This is a genomic window from Pelomonas parva (genome assembly GCF_043555835.1).
GTDB lineage: Bacteria > Pseudomonadota > Gammaproteobacteria > Burkholderiales > Burkholderiaceae_C > Pelomonas > Pelomonas parva.
The window spans coordinates 1-19,593 of record NZ_JBIGHV010000014.1 but is presented as its reverse complement, the minus strand read 5'-3'; the positions used below and the strand labels follow the sequence as shown (position 1 = coordinate 19,593).

General features: G+C 68.5%; 19 protein-coding genes and 1 tRNA gene. 9 read left to right on the top strand and 11 right to left on the bottom strand.

Features of this window, described 5'->3' with window-relative positions; translation table 11 throughout:
- The first annotated feature begins 2 nt into the window (after positions 1-2).
- Positions 3-671, top strand: a complete 669-nt coding sequence (cheD, locus tag ACG00Y_RS27180) for a chemoreceptor glutamine deamidase CheD (RefSeq protein WP_394484498.1) — start codon at positions 3-5, stop codon at positions 669-671.
- An 11-nt stretch (positions 672-682) separates the two neighbouring features.
- Positions 683-1,771 (top strand): protein-glutamate methylesterase/protein-glutamine glutaminase, encoded by a 1,089-nt coding sequence (locus ACG00Y_RS27175; RefSeq protein ID WP_394484496.1) that lies wholly within the window; start codon positions 683-685, stop codon positions 1,769-1,771.
- Positions 1,772-1,801: 30 nt separating this feature from the next.
- On the opposite strand, the gene hemW is transcribed toward ACG00Y_RS27175, so the two are convergent.
- The 5 genes from hemW to ACG00Y_RS27150 are packed head-to-tail and all read right to left on the bottom strand — an operon-like array spanning position 1,802 to position 6,216.
- Positions 1,802-2,962, bottom strand: coding sequence for a radical SAM family heme chaperone HemW (gene hemW, locus ACG00Y_RS27170; RefSeq protein WP_394484669.1), 1,161 nt, complete (start codon positions 2,960-2,962; stop codon positions 1,802-1,804).
- Positions 2,963-2,975: 13 nt separating this feature from the next.
- Positions 2,976-3,581, bottom strand: coding sequence for an RdgB/HAM1 family non-canonical purine NTP pyrophosphatase (gene rdgB / locus ACG00Y_RS27165; protein WP_394484494.1), 606 nt, complete (start codon positions 3,579-3,581; stop codon positions 2,976-2,978).
- A complete protein-coding gene (gene rph, locus ACG00Y_RS27160; protein WP_394484492.1) occupies positions 3,578-4,300 on the bottom strand; it encodes a ribonuclease PH in 723 nt (240 codons plus the stop codon). Before rph ends, rdgB begins: the two co-directional genes overlap by 4 nt.
- 33 nt (positions 4,301-4,333) lie before the next feature.
- Positions 4,334-5,251, bottom strand: coding sequence for a PP2C family protein-serine/threonine phosphatase (locus ACG00Y_RS27155; protein ID WP_394484490.1), 918 nt, complete (start codon positions 5,249-5,251; stop codon positions 4,334-4,336).
- On the bottom strand, positions 5,248-6,216 hold the full coding sequence (locus tag ACG00Y_RS27150) for a serine/threonine protein kinase (RefSeq protein ID WP_348012661.1): 969 nt from the start codon (positions 6,214-6,216) through the stop codon (positions 5,248-5,250). Before ACG00Y_RS27150 ends, ACG00Y_RS27155 begins: the two co-directional genes overlap by 4 nt.
- A gap of 32 nt (positions 6,217-6,248) precedes the next feature.
- Here ACG00Y_RS27150 and ACG00Y_RS27145 point away from each other — a divergent pair, with 32 nt between their 5' ends.
- Complete coding sequence (locus tag ACG00Y_RS27145; protein ID WP_394484487.1) at positions 6,249-7,163, top strand: YicC/YloC family endoribonuclease; 915 nt, start codon at positions 6,249-6,251, stop codon at positions 7,161-7,163.
- 699 nt (positions 7,164-7,862) lie between these two features.
- On the opposite strand, the gene ACG00Y_RS27140 is transcribed toward ACG00Y_RS27145, so the two are convergent.
- From ACG00Y_RS27140 to ACG00Y_RS27130, 3 genes are all read right to left on the bottom strand, one after another.
- A tRNA-Val gene (locus ACG00Y_RS27140) sits at positions 7,863-7,939 on the bottom strand.
- Between the two features lie 44 nt (positions 7,940-7,983).
- Positions 7,984-10,248, bottom strand: a complete 2,265-nt coding sequence (locus ACG00Y_RS27135; protein WP_394484667.1) for a RelA/SpoT family protein — start codon at positions 10,246-10,248, stop codon at positions 7,984-7,986.
- Between the two features lie 11 nt (positions 10,249-10,259).
- Entirely contained in the window at positions 10,260-11,138 is an 879-nt protein-coding gene (locus tag ACG00Y_RS27130) for an alpha/beta fold hydrolase (RefSeq protein WP_394484485.1), read from the bottom strand.
- Between the two features lie 45 nt (positions 11,139-11,183).
- Between ACG00Y_RS27130 and ACG00Y_RS27125 the strand changes: the two genes are divergently transcribed.
- Entirely contained in the window at positions 11,184-11,954 is a 771-nt protein-coding gene (locus tag ACG00Y_RS27125; protein ID WP_394484483.1) for a 3-hydroxybutyrate dehydrogenase, read from the top strand.
- Here ACG00Y_RS27125 and ACG00Y_RS27120 read toward each other — a convergent pair whose 3' ends face one another.
- Positions 11,955-12,644 carry an SIMPL domain-containing protein gene (locus ACG00Y_RS27120; RefSeq protein ID WP_394484481.1) on the bottom strand — a complete coding sequence of 230 codons (690 nt, stop codon included), beginning with the start codon at positions 12,642-12,644 and terminating at the stop codon, positions 11,955-11,957.
- Between the two features lie 134 nt (positions 12,645-12,778).
- On the opposite strand from ACG00Y_RS27120, the gene ompR reads away from it, so the two are divergent.
- The 3 genes from ompR to ACG00Y_RS27105 all read left to right on the top strand — a co-directional run bounded on the left by ompR (position 12,779) and on the right by ACG00Y_RS27105 (position 15,687).
- The gene (ompR, locus tag ACG00Y_RS27115) at positions 12,779-13,513 is read left to right on the top strand and encodes an osmolarity response regulator transcription factor OmpR (RefSeq protein WP_394484479.1); all 735 of its coding nucleotides are present in this window, start codon (positions 12,779-12,781) and stop codon (positions 13,511-13,513) included.
- Between the two features lie 3 nt (positions 13,514-13,516).
- Positions 13,517-14,836 (top strand): ATP-binding protein, encoded by a 1,320-nt coding sequence (locus tag ACG00Y_RS27110; RefSeq protein ID WP_394484477.1) that lies wholly within the window; start codon positions 13,517-13,519, stop codon positions 14,834-14,836.
- Between the two features lie 149 nt (positions 14,837-14,985).
- Positions 14,986-15,687 (top strand): substrate-binding periplasmic protein, encoded by a 702-nt coding sequence (locus ACG00Y_RS27105; RefSeq protein WP_394484475.1) that lies wholly within the window; start codon positions 14,986-14,988, stop codon positions 15,685-15,687.
- On the opposite strand, the gene ispF is transcribed toward ACG00Y_RS27105, so the two are convergent.
- Complete coding sequence (ispF, locus tag ACG00Y_RS27100; RefSeq protein WP_394484473.1) at positions 15,676-16,164, bottom strand: 2-C-methyl-D-erythritol 2,4-cyclodiphosphate synthase; 489 nt, start codon at positions 16,162-16,164, stop codon at positions 15,676-15,678. The genes ACG00Y_RS27105 and ispF overlap by 12 nt on opposite strands.
- A gap of 41 nt (positions 16,165-16,205) precedes the next feature.
- Between ispF and ACG00Y_RS27095 the strand changes: the two genes are divergently transcribed.
- Complete coding sequence (locus ACG00Y_RS27095; RefSeq protein ID WP_394484471.1) at positions 16,206-18,404, top strand: patatin-like phospholipase family protein; 2,199 nt, start codon at positions 16,206-16,208, stop codon at positions 18,402-18,404.
- Between the two features lie 111 nt (positions 18,405-18,515).
- A complete protein-coding gene (locus ACG00Y_RS27090) occupies positions 18,516-19,085 on the top strand; it encodes a DUF4402 domain-containing protein (protein ID WP_394484469.1) in 570 nt (189 codons plus the stop codon).
- A gap of 16 nt (positions 19,086-19,101) precedes the next feature.
- Here the strand turns inward: ACG00Y_RS27090 and ACG00Y_RS27085 are convergent.
- Positions 19,102-19,593 (bottom strand): transposase (locus ACG00Y_RS27085; protein ID WP_394484467.1); only part of this gene is annotated, 492 nt, incomplete at its 5' end.

Here is a 19,593-nt window from a genome sequence, read left to right as displayed (position 1 = left end):
GCATGAGTACCCCTTTCGCTTCGCCCCCGGCCACCGGCCTCGGCGGCAATCCCGTCGCCGTGGCCAAGGTAGCCCACCTCAAGGCCCAGCCGCGCAAGCAGGGCGAGGCCTCTTTCTTCTTCTACGACGCGCACTTCAAGAACGCGGCCGTCAAGATCCTGCCGGGCGAGTACTTCGTCGACACGGAGGACTTGCTCGTCATGACGACGCTGGGCTCCTGCATCGCCGCCTGCCTGTGGGACCGCGTGGCCAAGGTCGGCGGCATGAACCACTTCATGCTTCCCGAGGGCAATGGCGACTCCGGCCGCTACGGCTCCTATGCGATGGAGTTGCTGATCAACGAGATGATGAAGCGTGGCGCCAGCAAGTCGCGCATGGAGGCCAAGATCTTCGGCGGCGGCGCCGTCATCTCGGGCATGAACTCGCTCAACGTCGGCGAGCGCAACACCAACTTCGTCATCGACTTTCTGAAGCTGGAACGCATTCCCATCGTGTCCAAGGACGTGATGGACGTGTACCCGCGCAAGGTTTGTTTCCTGCCGGCGAGCGGCAAGGCCATGGTCAAGCGCCTGGCGCCGACGAATACCGACGCGCTGGTCCAGCAAGACCGGGCGGCGATCCAGAAAGTGCAGCCCGTCGCGAGCAGCGGCGGCTCCATCGACTTGTTCTGAGGAGGCCAACGATGGCCAAAACCAAGGTCGTGGTGGTGGACGATTCGGCGCTGGTGCGCTCGATCCTGACCGAGATCATCAACCGCCAGACGGACATGGAATGCATAGGCGCAGCGGCCGACCCGCTGGTTGCGCGCGAGATGATCCGCACGCTGAACCCGGACGTCATCACGCTCGATGTCGAGATGCCGCGCATGGACGGGCTGGACTTCCTCTCCCGCCTGATGCGGCTGCGGCCCATGCCCGTCGTCATGGTCTCCACGCTGACCGAGCGCGGTGCCGAGGTCACGCTGAAGGCGCTGGAGCTGGGCGCGGTGGACTTCGTCGCCAAGCCCAAGATCGGCGTGGCCGACGGCATCAAGCTACTGGCCCAGGACATCACCGACAAGATCCGCGTGGCCTCCAAGGCCCACATCCGCCGCGCACCGCCACCGCCCGCCGCAGGGGCGGCGCCAGCCGCGCCGGTCAAGGCCGTCACGATGGCCAGCCTGGGCCGCGCCTCGACCGAGAAGATCATCTTCATCGGCGCCTCCACCGGCGGCACCGAGGCCACCAAGGACGTGCTGCTCAACCTTCCGGCCGACAGCCCGGCGGTGGTCATCACGCAGCACATGCCGCCCGGCTTCACGAAGAGCTACGCGGCGCGGCTGGACGGCTTGTGCAAGATCCGCGTCAAGGAAGCGCAGGACGGCGAGCGCATCCTGCCCGGCCACGGCTACATCGCACCGGGCGGGCTGCACCTGACGGTGGAGCGCAGCGGCGCCAACTACATCGCCCGCGTGCAGGACGGCGAGCCTGTCAACCGCCACAAGCCGTCGGTTGAGGCGCTGTTCCTGTCGGCGGCCAAGGTCGTCGGCCCGAACGCTATCGGCATCATGCTGACCGGCATGGGCGCGGACGGCGCCCGGGCCATGAAGGTCATGAAGGACGCCGGCTCCTACAACTACTGCCAGGACGAGGCCAGCTGCGTCGTCTTCGGCATGCCGCGCGAGGCCATCGCGCATGGCGCTGCGGACGAGGTGCTGCCGCTGAACCAGATCGCGACCAAGGTGCTCGAGCGGCTGCGGGCCACGTCGGGCATGTCGCTGAACCGGGTCTGACGGCTTGCGCTCAACGCTGGCCCGGCGACCTCACAGAAACAGCTGCTGCAGGTCGCTGAGGAAGTCGAAGCCCCGTTCGGTGGGCTGGATGCGCGCCGGGTCGGGCATCAGCAGGCCGCGGTCACGCGCCGTCTCCAGCGCCTTCGCGATGCTGGACGGTGGCAGGCCGGTACGCTCCAGGAACTGCGTGACGGTGACGCCCTCCTTCAGCCGCAGCGCGTTCAGCATGAACTCGAACGGCAGCTCCTTGCGCGCCACCTCGTGCTCGTTGCTGACCTTGTTGGCCTGCGCCATGAAGGCGGCCGGCTCGCGCCAACGCACCTGGCGCAGCACGCGGTGCGGGAAGCTCAACTTGCTGTGCGCGCCGGCACCGATGCCGAGGTAGTCGCCGAACTGCCAGTAGTTCAGGTTGTGGGCGCAGCGATGGCCGTCGCGCGCATAGGCCGAGACCTCATAACGCTCAAGACCAGCGGCGCCGGTCTTGTCGGTGATGAGGTCCAGCATGTCGCTGGCCAGGTCGGCGTCGGGCAGGTGCTCGGGCGTGCGCGTCGCGAACACCGTGTTGGGCTCGATGGTCAGGTGGTAGATGGACAGGTGCGGCGGCTTGAAACTGAGCGCCGTGTCGATCTCGCGGGCCAGGTCGTCCAGCGTCTGGCCGGGCAGCGCGTACATCAGGTCGAGGTTGAAGGTCTCGAAGGCCGATGCCGCCTCGGCCAGCGCCTCGCGCGCCTGGGTAGAGCTGTGCACGCGGCCAATCGCCTTGAGTTGCGCGTCGTCAAAGCTCTGCACGCCGACCGACAGGCGCGTCACGCCGGCCTGGCGAAAGCCCGCAAAGCGCTCGCGTTCGAAGGTGCCGGGGTTGGCTTCCAGCGTGATCTCGCAGCCGGGCTCCAACGGCAGGCGGGCGCGGATGTCGCTGATGAGCTGGGCGATCTGCTCGGGGTTGAACAGGCTGGGCGTGCCGCCGCCGATGAAGATGCTGACGACGGGGCGACCCCAGATCAACGGCAACGCGGCTTCGAGGTCGGCACGCAGCGCAGCGAGGTAGGCCTCGGCGGTGTCGGGCGCGAGGCCGGACTTCATCTCGTGCGAGTTGAAGTCGCAGTACGGGCATTTGCGCAGGCACCAAGGCAGGTGCACGTAGAGGGCGAGCGGCGGCAGCGCGGGCAGTTGCAGCGTGCCCGGGCGCATCAGCTGGATGACGTCAGCCAAGCCGCCACACCTCGCGGAACTGCTCGATCAGGTGCACGGCGGCAAGCGCTCGGTGGCTGTGCTGGTTCTTGACCTCGGCGGACAGGCTGGCGACCGACCCACCAAGGGCGGGAACGTGCATCAACGGGTCGTAGCCAAAACCGCCCTCGCCGCTCGCTGCAGTCAGGATCTCGCCCGCCCAGCGCCCCATGGCGATCAGCGGCTCGGGGTCGTCGGCGCTGCGAACGACCACCAGCGCGCAGACGAAGCGGGCGCGACGATCTTCAAAGCCGGCCATCTCGCGCAGCAGGCGCTCGTTGTTCGCCGCATCGCTCTTCTCGCCGCCCGCGTCCAGCGCATAACGCGCTGATCGCACGCCAGGTGCGCCACCGAGTGCGTCCACGCTCAGGCCCGAGTCATCCGCCAGCGCTGGCAGACCGCTCAGCTGCGCCGCATGGCGGGCCTTGGCCAGTGCGTTCTCGGCGAAGGTCAGATACGGCTCCTCCGCTTCCGGAATACCCAGACTGCCCTGCGTCACCAGCTCGATGCCGAGCGGTGCGAACAAGGCCTGCAGCTCGACGAGCTTCTTGGCGTTGTTGGAAGCCAGGACGAGTTTCATGCAGCCTTCTGCAAGACGATCAGCTCGCGGATGCCCTTGTCGGCCAGGTCCAGCAGCGCATTCACCTCGTCGCGCGTGAACACGACGCCCTCGGCCGTGCCCTGCAGCTCGACGAAGCCGCCGCTGCCCGTCATGACCACATTCATGTCGGTGTCGCAGGCCGAGTCCTCGGTGTATTCGAGGTCCAGCAGCGGCACGCCGTCGACGATGCCGACCGAGATGGCCGCCACCGAATCCTTGATCGGCGAGCGCGTCAGCTTGCCGCTGGCGAGCAAGGTGTTGACGGCGTCCTGCGCCGCGACGAAGGCGCCGGTGATGGCTGCCGTGCGCGTGCCGCCGTCGGCCTGCAGCACGTCGCAGTCCAGCGTGATGGTGCGCTCGCCAAGGGCCGAAAGATCGAACACGGCGCGCAGCGAGCGGCCGATGAGGCGCTGGATCTCCTGCGTGCGACCGCTCTGCTTGCCCTTGGCGGCCTCGCGGTCGCTGCGGGTGTGCGTGGCGCGCGGCAGCATGCCGTACTCGGCCGTCACCCAGCCCTCGCCCGAACCGCGCTTGTGCGGTGGCACGCGCTCCTCGACGGAGGCCGTACAGAGCACGCGCGTCGCGCCGAACTCGATCAGCACCGAACCCTCGGCATGCACCGTGAAGCTGCGGGTGATGCGCACCGGGCGCAATTGATTGGCAGCGCGGCCTGCGCTGCGCGTGAAGGTCTGGGTCATGGGAGAGAGGAGGTTAGCGGCAATCAGCGGCCATCAACGACGATGGGCGCCGCGGCCGGACTGGCGGATGACTTCGTTGATCTCGCGCACCGAGCGCTCGATTTCTTCGTCGTCCATGCCGGCCATGCCGGCAACGAGGTCGGCATCCAGGGCGCCCTGGATGGTGGAGGCAAAGCCGGAGTTGCCGAGGTTCTGCGTCGTGTCGCCGGCGGGGTCGCCCGCGCCTTCCCACTCGACGGCAAGCACGGTGACGTTGTCGCTGCGGGCGCCGCCTCGGCGAAGCGCCTGCTCCACCAGCTCGGGCACCGCCTCGGCGATGGCCTGGTCGGCCAGGTGCTGGACGATCTCCTGGTCTTCCACACTGCCCCACAGGCCGTCCGAGCACAGCAGCACACGATCGCCTGGCTCCATCACCAACGGACCCTGGCAGTCGATCATGGGCTTGCCCGGGCTGCCCAGGCAGGTGAACAGCACGTTGCGGTTGAAGGCCTCGCCGCCACGGCCGACGCGGCCCAGCGCCTCCTGCAACTCCGAGTAGGAATGGTCACGCGTGCGAGCGATCAGCTTGCCGTCGCGCACGAGGTACAGGCGCGAGTCGCCGCAATGAGCCCACCAGGCCTGGTTGCCCTGCATGATGCAGGCCACAAGCGTCGTGCGCGGCGTGTCGGACAAGCCCTTGCTCTGCGCGTAACGCAGCAGCTGGTGGTGGGCGATGACGATGGTGTCCTGCAGGAAGCGCTGCGGGTCCTCGAGCACCGGGCGGGCATCCTGCTGGAACAGGGCGGCCAGCGTCTGCAGCGCGATCTGGGCTGCGACTTCGCCCTCGGGGTGGCCGCCCATGCCGTCGGCGAGCGCGAACAGGCCCGCCTCCCGCGTGAAGCAATAGCCCATGCGGTCTTCATTGGTCTCACGGCCGCCGCGGCGGCTGACCTGGAAGACGTCGAACTTCACGCCTTGGCTCCCGATTTCAAATTCTCAAGTTGCAGCTTGAGCCGCTCGCTGAACGACAGCTTGGTGTAGCGCCGCTCGGTCTCGCGGGCGAGTTCCTTCTGCAGCGCGAACACGCTCTGCGGCCGCGACAGCGGGTCCAGTGCCATGCACCACTCGGTCACTTCGAGCAGGTTGTCGGAATAGACATTGCGCAGGCGCGACAGGCTCAGGTTGAGGCGGTCCTTCTCCAGGCGCTGGGGTGCGTCGTTGGGCGGGTAGCCCTGCATGCAGGCATAGATGCAGGCGCCGATGGCGTAGATGTCGGTCCAGGGGCCCAGCGAGCCGTCGCGGCGGTACATCTCCGGCGCGGCAAAGCCGGGCGTGTACATCGGCCGGATGAAGTTGCCTTCCTTGCTCAGCACTTCACGCGCGGCGCCGAAGTCCAGCAGCACGGCCTTGTTGTCGTTCGTGATGAAGATGTTGGCCGGCTTGATGTCCAGGTGCAGCATCTTGTGCTGGTGGACGATGCGCAGACCGCGCAGGATCTCGTCGAAGAGGCTGCGGATGGTGGACTCGCGGAAGACCTTGTCGCGCTTCATGTCGCGCGCGGTGACGATGAAGTCCTGCAGCGTGTCGCCCTGCAGGTAGTTCATGACCATGTAGACGGTCTCGTTCTCGCGCAGGAAGTTCAGCACCGAGACGACGCTGGGGTGCGAGATCTGGGCAAGCGATCGCCCTTCCTCGAAGAAACTCTTCAGGCCGAGCCGGTACAGCGGCTGTTTTTCGGGCTTGACGCGCGGAGTCAGTTCACCGGGCGAACGTTCGGCCAGCGACGAGGGCAGATATTCCTTCAGCGCGACCAGATGATGGTCAGGGTCCTCGGCGAGATAGACCACGCCGAAACCACCTGCCGCCAGCCGCTTGATGATCTGATAACCCCCAACCACCGTGCCTGCGGGCAATGGCGCCGGCTTCGGCTTGGACATAATCGCGTTTTGTCTGTTTTGCGAGATGCGAAATGCCAGTCTACAGCATGACCGGGTACGCCAATTCCGTGGCGCATCCCCCTAAAGCCGAGGACGGCAGCAGTACGCCACAAGCGTCGGTCAGTGTCGAATTGCGGTCGGTCAACGGCCGCTTCCTGGACCTGTCCATGCGCATGCCGGAAGAGCTGCGCGGCCTGGAGCCGCAGCTGCGCGAGCTGATTGCCGCACGCTTCAAGCGCGGCAAGATCGAGCTGCGCATCAACAGCCAGCGCGAGGCCGAAGGCGCCCTGCCCCAACCGCAGCCGGAACAGCTCAACCGCCTCGCCAGCCTGGAGGCCAAGGTGCTCACCTGGCTGCCCAAGGCGGCGCCGCTGTCGGTCCACGAAGCCTTGAACTGGTGCAAGAGCGGCGCGGCGGCGCCTGCCCATCTCGACAGCGCGACGCTGGAGGCTGCCCAAGCCTGTGTCGACGGCCTGGCGGAGTCGCGCGAGCGCGAAGGCGAGAAGCTCGTCGCCATCCTGACCGAACGCATCGGCCGGCTGCGCGAGCTGGCCGATGAAGCCGAGCCTCTGCTGCCGGCCGTCGTGCAGCGCCAGCAGCAGCGCTTCCTGGAGCGCTGGCAGGAGGCGCTGAAGACCAGCGGCGCCAACGCGAGCGTGCCCCAGGATGCCTTGCAGGAGCGCGCACTGAACGAGGCTGCGGCCTTCGCCATCCGCATCGACGTGGCCGAGGAACTGGGCCGGCTACGCGCCCACCTGGAAGAGTTGACCCGCCTGCTGAAGAAGGGCGGCGAGCTGGGCAAGCGGCTGGACTTCCTGATCCAGGAGCTGCACCGCGAAGCCAACACGCTGGGCTCGAAGTCAGCCGCGCTGGAGCTGACCAACATCTCGGTCGAGATGAAGGTCGCCATCGAGCAGATGCGCGAGCAGGTGCAGAACATTGAGTAGGTTTTCGGGGCGTTCCAGGACGCCCCGAAAAACTCAATAACTGACTGATCTATAAGGATTTTCTTGTCCCAGACCGTCCCAGGGCGTTGCAGTGCAGCGCACGCATCCTGTGGGGTTTATTGTGGGGTTTTTTCAGGATGTGGCGCTCTTGGGCCTTCTCCCAGAAAAACCCCACAGCTTCATGGAGCAGATGGGACATGGAAACACAGCAACGACGACCACTCACGGATCGTGAGCTCAGGGCTTGGCTTGCCGCCGGGCCGACAGATCGCGGCATCGGCGAAGGCCTCACATTCGTAGCCAGCGCCTCCGCCTGACCACCATTGACCAACACATCGCGGACCGCGGCAGCGCGGTCACGCTCTATTTGATCGGCGAAGGCGATTTAAAACCCGTCGCCCCGAGCGTCAGAATTGGCGCCACCGTTCGAACGATCGAATAATCTCCGCGAAATCGCCGGCCTATTTGTCGACGACGGACCGGGCTGGTGTGACCGAGACATCAGTTGCAGCCCACGGCCCATCACTCCCACTCGATCGTCAACCTACGGGCACCCTTGCTGGGCAAAACCGAACCCTATTTTCTGGCGCACCGCTTTTTCGTACCTTTTTCCTGCAGGCAAAGAAAAAGCACCTAGCGTCGCCGCTAAGTGCTTGTTCTACCTACCGACAGACCAACCCACTGGATCGGTCTTGAATCTGGTAGGCGCGATTGGATTCGAACCAACGACCCCCACCATGTCAAGGTGGTGCTCTAACCAACTGAGCTACGCGCCTGAAGAGCTGCGCACTATAGCAGGTTTTTCAGGCCTCCGTCCAATTCACTTGCGGCGCGCCGAGCGGACGCCCGGGATGTCGCACAGCTCGCGCAGCACCTTGGTCAACCTGGATGCATCGGACAGCTCCAGCGTGAAGCTCATCCAGGCCGTGTCGCCGCCGCCCGTCTTCGGCTTGGCCGCGCCGCCCTGCAAGGACTGCGTGTTCACGGCGACGACGTTCATCTTCTCCTTGGCGAAGACCTCCAGCACGTCGCGCAGCAGGCCCTGGCGGTCGCCGGCCTCGACGAGTACGTCGACCGGGTAGACCGGCGCGCCCTTGCCCGACGCGGTCGCAGGCTCGCCACCGGCCCATTCGACGGCGATGACGCGCTCGTGCGAGCGGCGCTTCATCTCGGCGAGGTTGCTGCAGTCGGCGCGGTGGATGGCCACGCCCTTGCCGCGCGTGACGAAGCCGAAGATGCCGTCCGGCGGCGCGGGCCGGCAGCAGCGCGACAGCGTCGTCATCAGCGAGTCGATGCCCACGACCAGCACGCCGCCCCGCGTGCCGCTGCTGGCACTGCGCGTGTGCCGCTGCGCCAGCAGCTCGTCCTCATCGGCGACGGGCTCCGGCGGGCGCAGCAGCAGCTCGATGTTGCGCAGCGAGTACTCGTCCTTGCCAATCACCTCGAACAGTGCGTCCGCCCCCTTGAAACCCAGGCGCGAGGCCAGTTCGTCGAGCTTGAGCGCCGTCTTGCCCTCACGCTGCAGCAGCTTCTCGACCAGCTCGCGGCCCTTGGCGATCGTCTGCGCCTGCTGCAACGCGTTGAACCAGGCGCGCACCTTGGCGCGCGAGCGCTGGCTCTGCAGATAGCCCAGCTCGGCGTTGAGCCAGTCCAGCGACGGGCCGCCCTCCTTGGCCGCGATGATCTCCACCGTCTGGCCGCTTTTCAGCGGCGTGTTCAGCGGCAGCATCTGGCCGTCGATGCGCGCGCCCCGGCAGCGGTGACCGAGATCGGTGTGCACGGCGTAGGCGAAGTCCACCGGCGTCGCACCCGGCGCCAGCTCGACGATGGTGGCCTGCGGCGTGAAGACATAGATGCGCTCGTCGAAGGTCGGCGCACCCTCGCCGCCATCCGGGCCTTGCACCGCGTCGCGCTCCCAGGCCAGCAGCTGGTTCAGCACGGCCTTGCGCGCGCGCGCCACCTGCTCCTCGAACTCCCCAGCTGCACTGACACCGGCATAGCCGCGCGAGCCAGCCTCCTTGTAGGCCCAGTGGGCGGCCACGCCGTGCTCGGCGTGGTCGTGCATCTCGCGCGTGCGGATCTGCACCTCCATCGCCCGGCCGTCTGAGCCGCGCACCACCGTGTGCAGCGACTGGTAGCCGTTGGGCTTGGGGCGGGCGATGTAGTCGTCGAACTCGCCAGGCACCGGCGCGAACAGTTCATGCAGGCGGGCCAGCACCGCATAGCAGTCGGCCACGCTGGCGACAATGACTCGCAGCGCGCGCAGGTCAAAGACGCGGTCCAGCGCCAGGTCCTTGCCCTGCATCTTCTTGTGGATGCTGTAGAGGTGCTTGGGCCGGCCCTGCACCTCGGCGGCGATACCCAGCCCGTAGAGGTCCGCCTGCAAGGCGGCGCGCGCCGCCTCGACGCGCTGCTCGCGCTCGACCCGCGTCTCATCCAGCGCCTTGGCCAGCGCTTTGTAGCGGTCGGGCTCGCGGAAGCGGAAGGCCAGGTCCTCCAGTTCCCACTTGATCTGCCAGATGCCCAGCCGGTTGGCCAGCGGCGCGAACACGGCCTGGGACTCGGCCGCCAGCTCCGCTGGGCAAGGCGTCTTGCTGGCGGCATACCAGCGCAGCGTCTGCAGCCGCGAGGCCAGGCGCAGCAGCACGACGCGCAAGTCCTTGGAGAAGGCCAGCAGCATCTTGCGCACCCGCTCGGTCTGCTCGGCGCGCAGGTCCGATCTGCGATCGGTAGCCACCTGCGCGCCACGCGCCGCGCGCTGCAGTTGCACGAGCCGGCGCGTGTAGGTGACGAGGCGGGCCTGGCTGTCGCCGAAGGCCTTGGCGACGACCTCCTCGGGCTTGTTCAGGAAGTCGGCCGCATAGACGAGATAGGCCGATGCCTGCAACTCCTGCGCGGCGCCGATGGCCTGCAGGATGGCCGCCACGCCGTCGGCATGGGCCAGCGCGTTCTCGCCGGTGTCCAGGGTCTCGGTGACCAGCAGCGGCTCGGCAAAGGCGCGGGCGCGGGCCACCTCGGCGTTGGAATGTCCCGTGCCGGCATCCAGCAACGCGACGATGGGCGCGGTGGCCGCGCCCTCGGGCATCAAGCCTGTCTTCAACTCAGAAAATCCTTCACGATGGCGATCTGGTCGTCGTGGACCAAGGTGGGCGCGTGGCCGATGCCCGGCAGCTCGACGAGGCGGGCGCCGGGGCCGCGCTGCGTCATGGCGCGGGCGGTGTCGCTGCTGAGCAGGTCAGACTCGGCGCCGCGGATCAGCAGCGTCGGGCAGGTCAGCGAGTCGTAGGCGGCCCACAGCGCGGCCTCGCCGGCGGCAGCGACCTCGGGCGTCACGGCCGCGAACGGCAAGGCGATGGCCGGGTCGTAATGCAGCTTCAGCTCGCCGCCCTCCTCGCGGAACAGCGGTGCCGACAGCGCCAGCCATTCCTCATCGGTGTGCGGCCCGAAGCCCGACGCGATGCTGCGCAGGTAGGCCGCCCCGTCAGCCAGCGACACGAAGCGCGGCGCCTTGCCGAGGTAGCTGCCGATGCGCTGCAGCGCCTCGAACTGGATGGCCGGGCCGACATCGTTGAGCACCAGGCGCCGGATGGGGCTGGGTGCGCCGTCCGGCCTGGGCAGCGAGGCCAGGCCCAGGCCGATCAACCCGCCCATGGACGTGCCCACCCAGTCCACCTGCCCCACATCCAGCCGCGCGAGCAGCGCCACCATGTCGCACACATAGGCCGGGATCTGGTAGCCACCGGGCTGGCGCAGCCAGTCGGAGCGGCCCCGGCCGACAACGTCGGGGCAGACGACGCGGTAGCGGCTGCTCATCACGCGGGCCAGTGCGTCGAAATCCCGCCCCTGGCGCGACAGGCCGTGCACGCAGACCAGCACCGGCGCGTCCGCGCTCGGCCCGGCCCACTCCCAGTAGGCCATGCGATGCAGGCCCGTGGCATCGAGGCAATTGACGAAGCGCAGGTCGGGCTGGGTCATGGTTCAATCCTTTGAAACCATCGTAGCAACCCAGAAGGACCCTCCATGTTGAAAGGCAAGACCGCCCTCGTCACGGGCTCCACCAGCGGTATCGGGCTGGGCATCGCGCTGTCGCTCGCGCGCCAGGGCGCCAACGTGATCCTGAACGGCTTCGGCGACGCCGAGGCACCCAAGGCCGAAGTCGCGGCGCTGGGCGTCAAGGTCGGCTACCACGGTGCCGACATGAGCAAGCCGGCCGAGATCGCCGCGCTGGTGGCCTACGCGGACGCCGAGTTCGGCGGCATCGACATCCTCGTCAACAACGCCGGCATCCAGCATGTCGCGCCGGTGCAGGACTTCCCGGTCGAGAAGTGGGACGCGATCATCGCCATCAACCTCACCTCGGCCTTCCACACGACGCGCCTGGCGCTGCCCGGCATGCTGAGCAAGGGCTGGGGCCGCATCGTCAACGTCGCGTCGGCGCACGGCCTGGTGGCGTCGGCACAGAAGTCGGCCTATGTGGCGGCAAAGCATGGCCTGGTGGGCTTCACGAAGAGCATCGCGCTGGAGACGGCCACCACGGGCGTCACCGTCAACGCCATCTGCCCGGGCTGGGTGCTGACGCCGCTGGTGCAGAAGCAGGTCGACGCGCTTGCCGCGAAAGACGGCGTGAGCAACGACGAGGCCAAGCGCCGCCTGCTGGCCGAGAAGCAGCCGTCGCTGCAGTTCACCACACCGGATGAGCTGGGCGAGCTGACCGTCTTCCTGTGCTCCAACGCGGCGATCAACGTGCGCGGCCAGGCCTGGGCGATGGACGGCGGCTGGACGGCGGTCTGACTATTTGGTGAGCTGCACAGAACCATTGACGTTCACCGTCACGGTCGCCTTGCCGGCCTCGGTCGGCAAGGCCATGTCGGCCGACTCGGCCTTCATGCGGGCCATGGCCATCATCGGTCGCGGTGCCGACGCCTCGTCGCTGCCGATGCTGACCTCACCGACGACGTAGCTGCCATAACCGAACAGCTTGGCGTACTCCGACGCCTTGGCGCGGTAGCGGGCGATGGCCTGCGCGGTGATGTCCGCCTCGGCCTTCTCGCGCGCCTCGCGCGACAGGCTGTAGCCGACGCGGGCAATCGTCAGCGTGCTGATGCGCCCGGTCAGTTGCGCGATTGCCGCCGTGTCGCGGCCTTCGACCTGCAGTTCCGCACTGCCCTGCCAGCCGTTGAGCTTGCCGGTCTTGGGATCATGGCGCGGGTAGAGCGCAAAGCCGCCCGTCTGCACATCGACCTGGCCGGGCTTAGCCACCTTGCGCGCCTCGGCCAACGCGGCGTCCAGCGCCTGCTTCAGCGCGGCCTGCACGGCCGCTGCGTCCGCGCCCTCGCGCGCCGTCGAGAAGCTGACCCCCAGCACGTCGCGCACGACCTCGGCGCTGGCGCTGGCCGACAGGCTCAGGCGCTCGCGCGGCACGTCGGCGGCTTGGGCCGCAAACGTCATGGCAAGGGCGGAAACGATGACGAACTTACGCATAGAGCGACCTTTCAATGAGGGGAACCCGAGCTTAGCGGGCCATATGGCAACGACTTGTAAGCCTTGCCTGCTGTCCTACATGCCGGGGTTTCAAACCTGAACACAATGGCGCTGTTACAAATCAAGGAAGCGCGATGAGCACCACCGCCAACCCCCGCCAGAACCGCATCCTCGTCGTCGACGACGACGCCCGCATCCGCGACCTGCTGCGCCGCTACCTGACGCAGGAAGGCTTCGAGGTGCTGCTGGCCGAAGACAGCCGCGCACTGAACAAGCAGCTCACCCGCGAGACGGTGGACCTGATCGTGCTGGACCTGATGCTGCCCGGCGAAGACGGCCTGACCATCTGCCGCCGCCTGCGCGCCGCCAACGACCAGACGCCCATCATCATGTTGACGGCCAAGGTCGAGGACGTGGACCGCATCGTCGGCCTGGAGGTGGGTGCGGACGACTACCTCGCCAAGCCTTTCAACCCGCGCGAACTGCTGGCCCGCATCAACGCCGTGCTGCGCCGCCGCCCGACGCCGGAAGCGCCCGGCGCGCCGAGCAAGGAGCCGATGACGGTCACCTTCGGCCCGTTCGAGTTCGACCTGGCGTTGCGCCGCCTGATGAAGAACGGCGAGCAGCTGCCGCTGACGACCGGCGAGTTCTCGATGCTGAAGACGCTGGTGCGCCACCCACGCCAGCCGCTGAGCCGCGACAAGCTCGCCCAGCTCGCCCGCGGCCGTGAGTTCGAGCCCTTCGACCGCAGCCTGGACGTGCAGATCTCGCGCCTGCGCAAGATGCTGGAAGCCGACCCGGCCCAGCCGCGCTACATCCAGACCGTCTGGGGTGTGGGCTACGTGTTCGTTCCCGACGAAAACAGCTAGGGCATGGCCCGTCCGCACCTCGCGCTCAACCTCTTCTGGCGCACCTTCGCCTGGCTGGCCCTGCTGCTGGCGGGCGCTGTGCTGGCGTGGCAGTACACGTTCAAGCTGCTGGAAGCGCAGCCGCGGGCGCTGGAGTCGGCCGAGCAGTTGGCCGGCCTCGTCAAGCTCAGCCGCATCGCGCTGGAGCACACCGACCCGATCAACCGCGTGGCCGTCATCACGTCCATGTCGCGCGGCGACACGGTGCAGGTGCGCGTGGCGGAGGCCAGCGACCGCTGGCTGCCCTACGACACCAGCCCCTTCGGCAAGAAGCTGGCTGCGGAGCTGAGCCAGGCGCTGGGGCCGGAGACGGTCATCGCCCGCAGCGTCAACGATGTGTCGGGCCTGTGGGTGCGCTACATCGTCGGCGAGGACGCTTTCTGGCTGCGCACGACGCCGGCGCCGCTGTCCATCTCGCTGGCCAGCAACTGGTGGTGGGTGGTCATCGCGCTGCTGGCCACCGTCGTCGGCTCGGCGCTGATCGCCCGCCTCATCAACCAGCCGCTGCGCGAACTGGCCGACGCGGCGGGGCGCATCCGCGACGGCGAGTACGACTCGCGGCTGGACGAGAACACCATGACCAGCGAGATCCGCGAGGTCAACATGGGCTTCAACCGCATGGCCCGCGAGCTGGCCAAGCTGGAGGAAGACCGCGCCGTCATGCTGGCCGGCATCTCGCACGACCTGCGCACACCACTGGCGCGCCTGCGGCTGGAAACCGAGATGAGCGTCAACGACGAGCAGGCCCGCCACTTCATGGCGCAGGACATCGACCAGCTCGACGCCATCATCAGCAAGTTCATGGACTACGCGCGGCCCAACGAGACGCAGCTGCGCGAGACGCGGCTGACCGACATCGTCGAGCGCGAGGTACAGGGCTTCCGCGACCCCGACCAGATCCGCTTCCGCGTGCAGGTCAGCGAGGCGCTGAAGGTGTTCGTGGACGACACCGAGCTGGGCCGCGTGCTGCTCAACCTGTTCGAGAACGCGCGCCGCTACGGCCATGCCGAGGGCGAGCCGGCGCGTGTCGACGTGAGCGCCACGCGCCAAGGTGCCTGGGTGGAACTGCGCGTGCGCGACCACGGCCCCGGCGTGCCGCCCGACCGGCTGCAGCGCCTCACCGTGCCCTTCTACCGCGGCGACGCCGCGCGCACGGCGGCCAGCGGCGCGGGCCTGGGGCTGGCCATCGTCGAGAAGTCCGTGCAACGCCTGGGCGGCACGTTCACCATCGCCAATGCCGAGGGCGGCGGCCTCATCACGGTGCTGAAACTGCAGGCGGCGTGAGCGGGTGAGATGACGTCACGCATGCCCACCACGATGACCAAGCTGCACAGCGCGCTGGCCCATCTGCGCCGCAGCGGTGAGCTGGCGCCGTTCGGCGTGCGCTGAAACACCCCCGTTGCCGCCGCGCCGCCAAGCCCATAACCTAAGGCATGCGACCGACTGCCTTTCTTGCGCTGCTGCTGAGCAGCGCAGCCCCTGCCCAGGCGCTGGACATGCTGGTCTATCCGAATGCCGGCATCTTCGACATCGACGACGGCGGTCGTATCGCGGGCCCCGGTGCGGCGATGCTGGACCGCCTGCGCAACCTCAGCGGCACGCAGCTCGAACCCAAGGTCATTCCCTTCGCCCGGGCGCTGCTGGCTGAGAGCCTGCAACCCGGCACCTGCCTCATCGCGCTGACACGCACGCCCGAACGCGAGGCGCGCTATCGCTGGGCGGGTCCCTGGTCCAGCAGCGTCATCGCGCTGTACGGCCGTACCGGCGAGACGCGCCAGGTCAAGGGCCCCGAGGACATGCGCGGCGCCAGGATCGCCGCGCTGCGCGCCGCACCGACGGCCACCTGGCTGCAGGAGCGCGGGCTCGACGCCTACGAGGTCAACGACGTGGCCGCCGGCCTGCGCCTGCTGCAGGCCGGCCGTGTCGACTACTGGCTGGGCAATGACATGGTGACGCGCCTCGCCCTCAAGGCCAGTGGCGCCGCGATGCCACGCGTGCTGTACAGCTTCGGCCGCATCGACCTGTACGTGGCCTGCCATATCGCGACACCCGCGGCCATCGTCGACCGCTTGAACGCGGGCCTGACGCAGTTGCGCGTCAACGGCGAGCTGGCCGAGTTCGGCCTAGGCCGCTGACAGCAGGCAGACCGCCCGCGCCTCGATGGCGCGGCCCTCGCCCACCGGGCCCATCTTCTCGGCCGTCTTGGCCTTCACGTTGATCTGGCCGATGTCCACGCCCAGCACCTCGGCGAGACGGGCACGCATCGCCGGGATGTGCGGCGCCATCTTGGGCGCCTGGGCGACGATGGTCGCATCCAGGTTGACGAGCTGCCAGCCGGCCTCGCGCACGCGCCGGTAGGCCTCGGCCAGCAGCACCATGGAGTCGGCGCCCTTGAACTCGGCGGCCGTGTCGGGGAAGAGCTTGCCGATGTCACCCAGGGCAGCGGCACCCAACAGCGCGTCGGTGATGGCATGCGCCAGCGCGTCGGCATCGGAGTGGCCCAGCAGGCCGTGCGTGTGCGGGACGGTGATGCCGCCGAGGACGAGCGGGCGGCCGGTGACGAGCTGGTGGGTGTCCCAGCCCTCGCCGATTCTGAGCAGAGGGAGCGTCATGACGACATTCTCGCCGGCCGCCTGATATGGTGCGGCCCGCCATGAAACGACTCGCCCTTTCCTGCTTGCTGTGCCTGCTCGCCGTCGCCCAAGCCGTCAGCGCGCAGCACCCGCCCCGCCCCAAGATCGGCCTCGTGCTGTCCGGCGGCGGCGCGCGCGGCCTGGCCCACATCGGCGTGCTGCGCGTGCTGGAGGAGAAGCAGGTGCCCATCGACCTCATCGTCGGCACCAGCATGGGCGCGGTCGTCGGCGGCGCCTACGCGTCGGGGCGCAGCCTGGACGAACTGGAGGCGCTGGTGAAGAGCGCCAACTGGAACGCCATCCTGGCCGACCGCCCGGCACGCGAGCGCCTGTCCATCCGCCGCCGCGAGGACGACGAGCGCCTGCCCTCGCGCATCGAATTCGGCTTCAGCCTGGAGCGCGGCGCCATGCTGCCCGGCGGTGCGGCTGGCAACGGTCAGCTGGAGGCGACGTTGACCTCCCTGTTGCCCGCCACGCGCACGGACGACCCGCTGCGCCGCCTGCCCATCCCGTTCCGCGCCGTGGCGACGGACCTGCTCTCCGGCGCCATGCTGGACCAGGCCGACACGCCGCTGTTCGAGGCGCTGCGCGCCTCCATGGCCGTGCCCGGCGTGTTCGCGCCGCTGCGCGTCAACGGCCGGCCGCGCGTGGACGGCGGCCTGGTGCGCAACCTGCCCATCGATCTGGCGCGCAGTCTGGGTGCGGACATCGTCATCGCCGTCAATGTCGGCACGCCGCTGCTGGAGGAGCGCGAGATCACCAGCGCCGTCGCCGTGGCCAACCAGATGCTGCAGATCCTGACCGAGCAGAACGTGCAGCGCTCGCTGCATGAGCTGAAGGCGCAAGACATCGTCATCGACCCCGACCTGGGCAGCATGGGCTTCATGGACTTCCATCGCGCCGACGAGGCCATGGCCACCGGCCGGCGCGCGGCGCTGGCGGCTGGCGAGCGCTTGGGCGCCCTCACCTCGGCGAAGCACCACGCCACGCTGCAGGCCCGCCGCCTGGGGCAGCCCGAGAGTGCGCTGCCGGCGCTGCCGCTGGCCGAGCTGAAGATCAGCGGCACGCACCGGTTGAACCCCGAGGCGCTGCGCGCGGAGCTGGCGCTGCAGCCGGGCGACCGGGTGGGCCGCGCCGAGCTGACACGCGCCGTCGAGCGGCTGGACGGCACCGGCGACTTCGAGCGCATCGAGGCCGACGTCGACGACCGCGACGGCCGGCGTCACGTCGAGTTCAAAGTGACCGAGGCCGACTGGGCCGCCAGCCGCGTGCGCCTCGGCCTGGAGCTGTACAGCAACTTCGCCGACGCCAACAGCTACTCGCTGGTGGCCATGCACGTGGCCAACTGGCTCAACCCCTGGGGGGCGGAGCTGCGCAGCGTCGCGCGCCTGGGCTCGTCGCGCGGCCTCAACACTGAGTTCTACCAGCCGCTGGGCCCGGGCTCGCGCTGGTTCGCCAGCGCCAAGCTCAGCTACGCGGCCGGCAGCAACGACTTGTTCGACCAGGGCCAGCGCGCGCTGCGCCTGTCCAGCAGCCTGACCAGCGCCCAGCTCGAACTGGGTCACCGCGTCGCTGGCCTGGGCGACCTGCGCTTCGGCATCGGCCGCCTGCGCGCGAACAACGAGGTCGTGCTGCCCGTCATCCCGGGCGGCAGCCGGCGCGCCCAGACCTACGGCCAGCAATACGTGGAGTTGCACACCGACTCGCTGGACTCGCTGGCCTTCCCCAGCCGCGGCCAGTGGACGACGGCGCGCATCGAATGGCTGCAGCCGCGCGGCGAGCCCAGCGTCATCAACGCCTCGCTGCTGGGCCTCACGGCCTTCCGGCTGGGCGAATGGGCGGGCCAGCTGTACGGCGAATTCGCCCACGCCGAGCGCGGCCAGGCGCGCTCGCTGGGCGGCTACCTGCGGCTGTCGGGCACACCGGACGGCTCGCTGCTGGGCGAGAACATGGTGCTGGCCCGCCTCGTCATGGCGCGGCGCATCGGCGAGATGCCGGTGGGCCTGGGCGGCGCGGTGCGCGTGGGCTTCTCGCTGGAGACCGGCGCGGTCGGCGCCGGCGCAGGGCTGAAGCTGTCCAACGTGCCGCGCACCGGCTGGCAGCAGGCGGCCAGCGGTTTCCTCAGCGTGGACACGCGCTTCGGGCCGTTCTTCCTTGCATTGGGGGCGACGCGGGGTGGGCAGTCGGCGGCCTACCTGCTGCTCGGCCCGACCTGGTAAACCGCAGGGCGCTGAATTGCCGGTCAAGCCCGGCGCTCATCGGCCGATAAGCCTCTGGAGTACGCACGCACATTCGCGGTTCCGTGCCCATCTTGCGCCGAGGAGCGTCACATGACAAAAGCCTTCCACCGTCCCACGCGCCTGCAGGCCTTGCTGGCCGTGAGTGCGCTCGTGCTGCTGGGCGCCACCGGCATCCGCGCCGTGCAGGCCGCAGACAACGCGACCGCGAGCGCGACCGCCGTCGTGCTGCAGCCCATCGCCGTGGCCAAGTTCGCCGACCTCGTGTTCGGCAATGTCGTCGCCGGCAACGGCGTCGTCACGCTGGCCACCAACGGCGCGCGCACCAGGAGCGGCACGACCGCCCTGCCCACCGGCGTCGCCGGCGTGGCCGCGCGCTTCGACGTGACCGGCACCGGCAACAACACCTTTGCCATCGACTACACCGGCAGCTCCACCGAGCTCGACGACGGTGGCGGCAACACCATGGCCGTGGACTGGATCACGGAGGCGCTCACGTCGACCACGGCCAGCGGCAAGACCGACGAGACCACCGACGCCGCGACGGGCACGCTGTCCTCGGGGGCGGCCTATGTCTTCGTCGGCGGCAAGCTGACGGTGGGTGCGTCCCAGGCTGCGGCCACCTACACCGGCACCATCCAGGTGACCGTCGCCTACAACTGAAGTGAAACACTCAACCTCAAGCCGGAATGGCCTCGACCTTGTAGCCGATCTGCTGAAGGCGGCGAATGAGTCGATTGGCAGTCTTGGTCATGTCGGCGCGATCAAAGTGAGCCGCGCCGAGGTCTTGCCATTCGGTGCCGTCGCGCAGCATGTGCCAGGCGGCTGTGAGCATGGAGGCCGCGACGGCGACGATGGCCTTTTTGGTGCCGCGCCGTGCACGCAATCGTTGGAACTGGGCCTGCAGGTAGCTACCCTTGACCTTGATGGCGGCCCAGGCCGCTTGCACCAGCGTAGTCTTGAGCCAGACGCCGCCACGGCGCAGCCGGGTGCTGCGTCGCTTGCCGGCACTCTCGTCATTGCGAGGGCACAGGCATGCCCAGGACAACAGATGGCCGGGCGTGGGGAAGCGCGACATATCGATGCCAATCTCTGCAACGACGACGTTGGCGCTGACGTCGCTGATGCCGGGCATCGTGCTCAGCAGCTTGGCGGCTTGTCGAAACGGTTC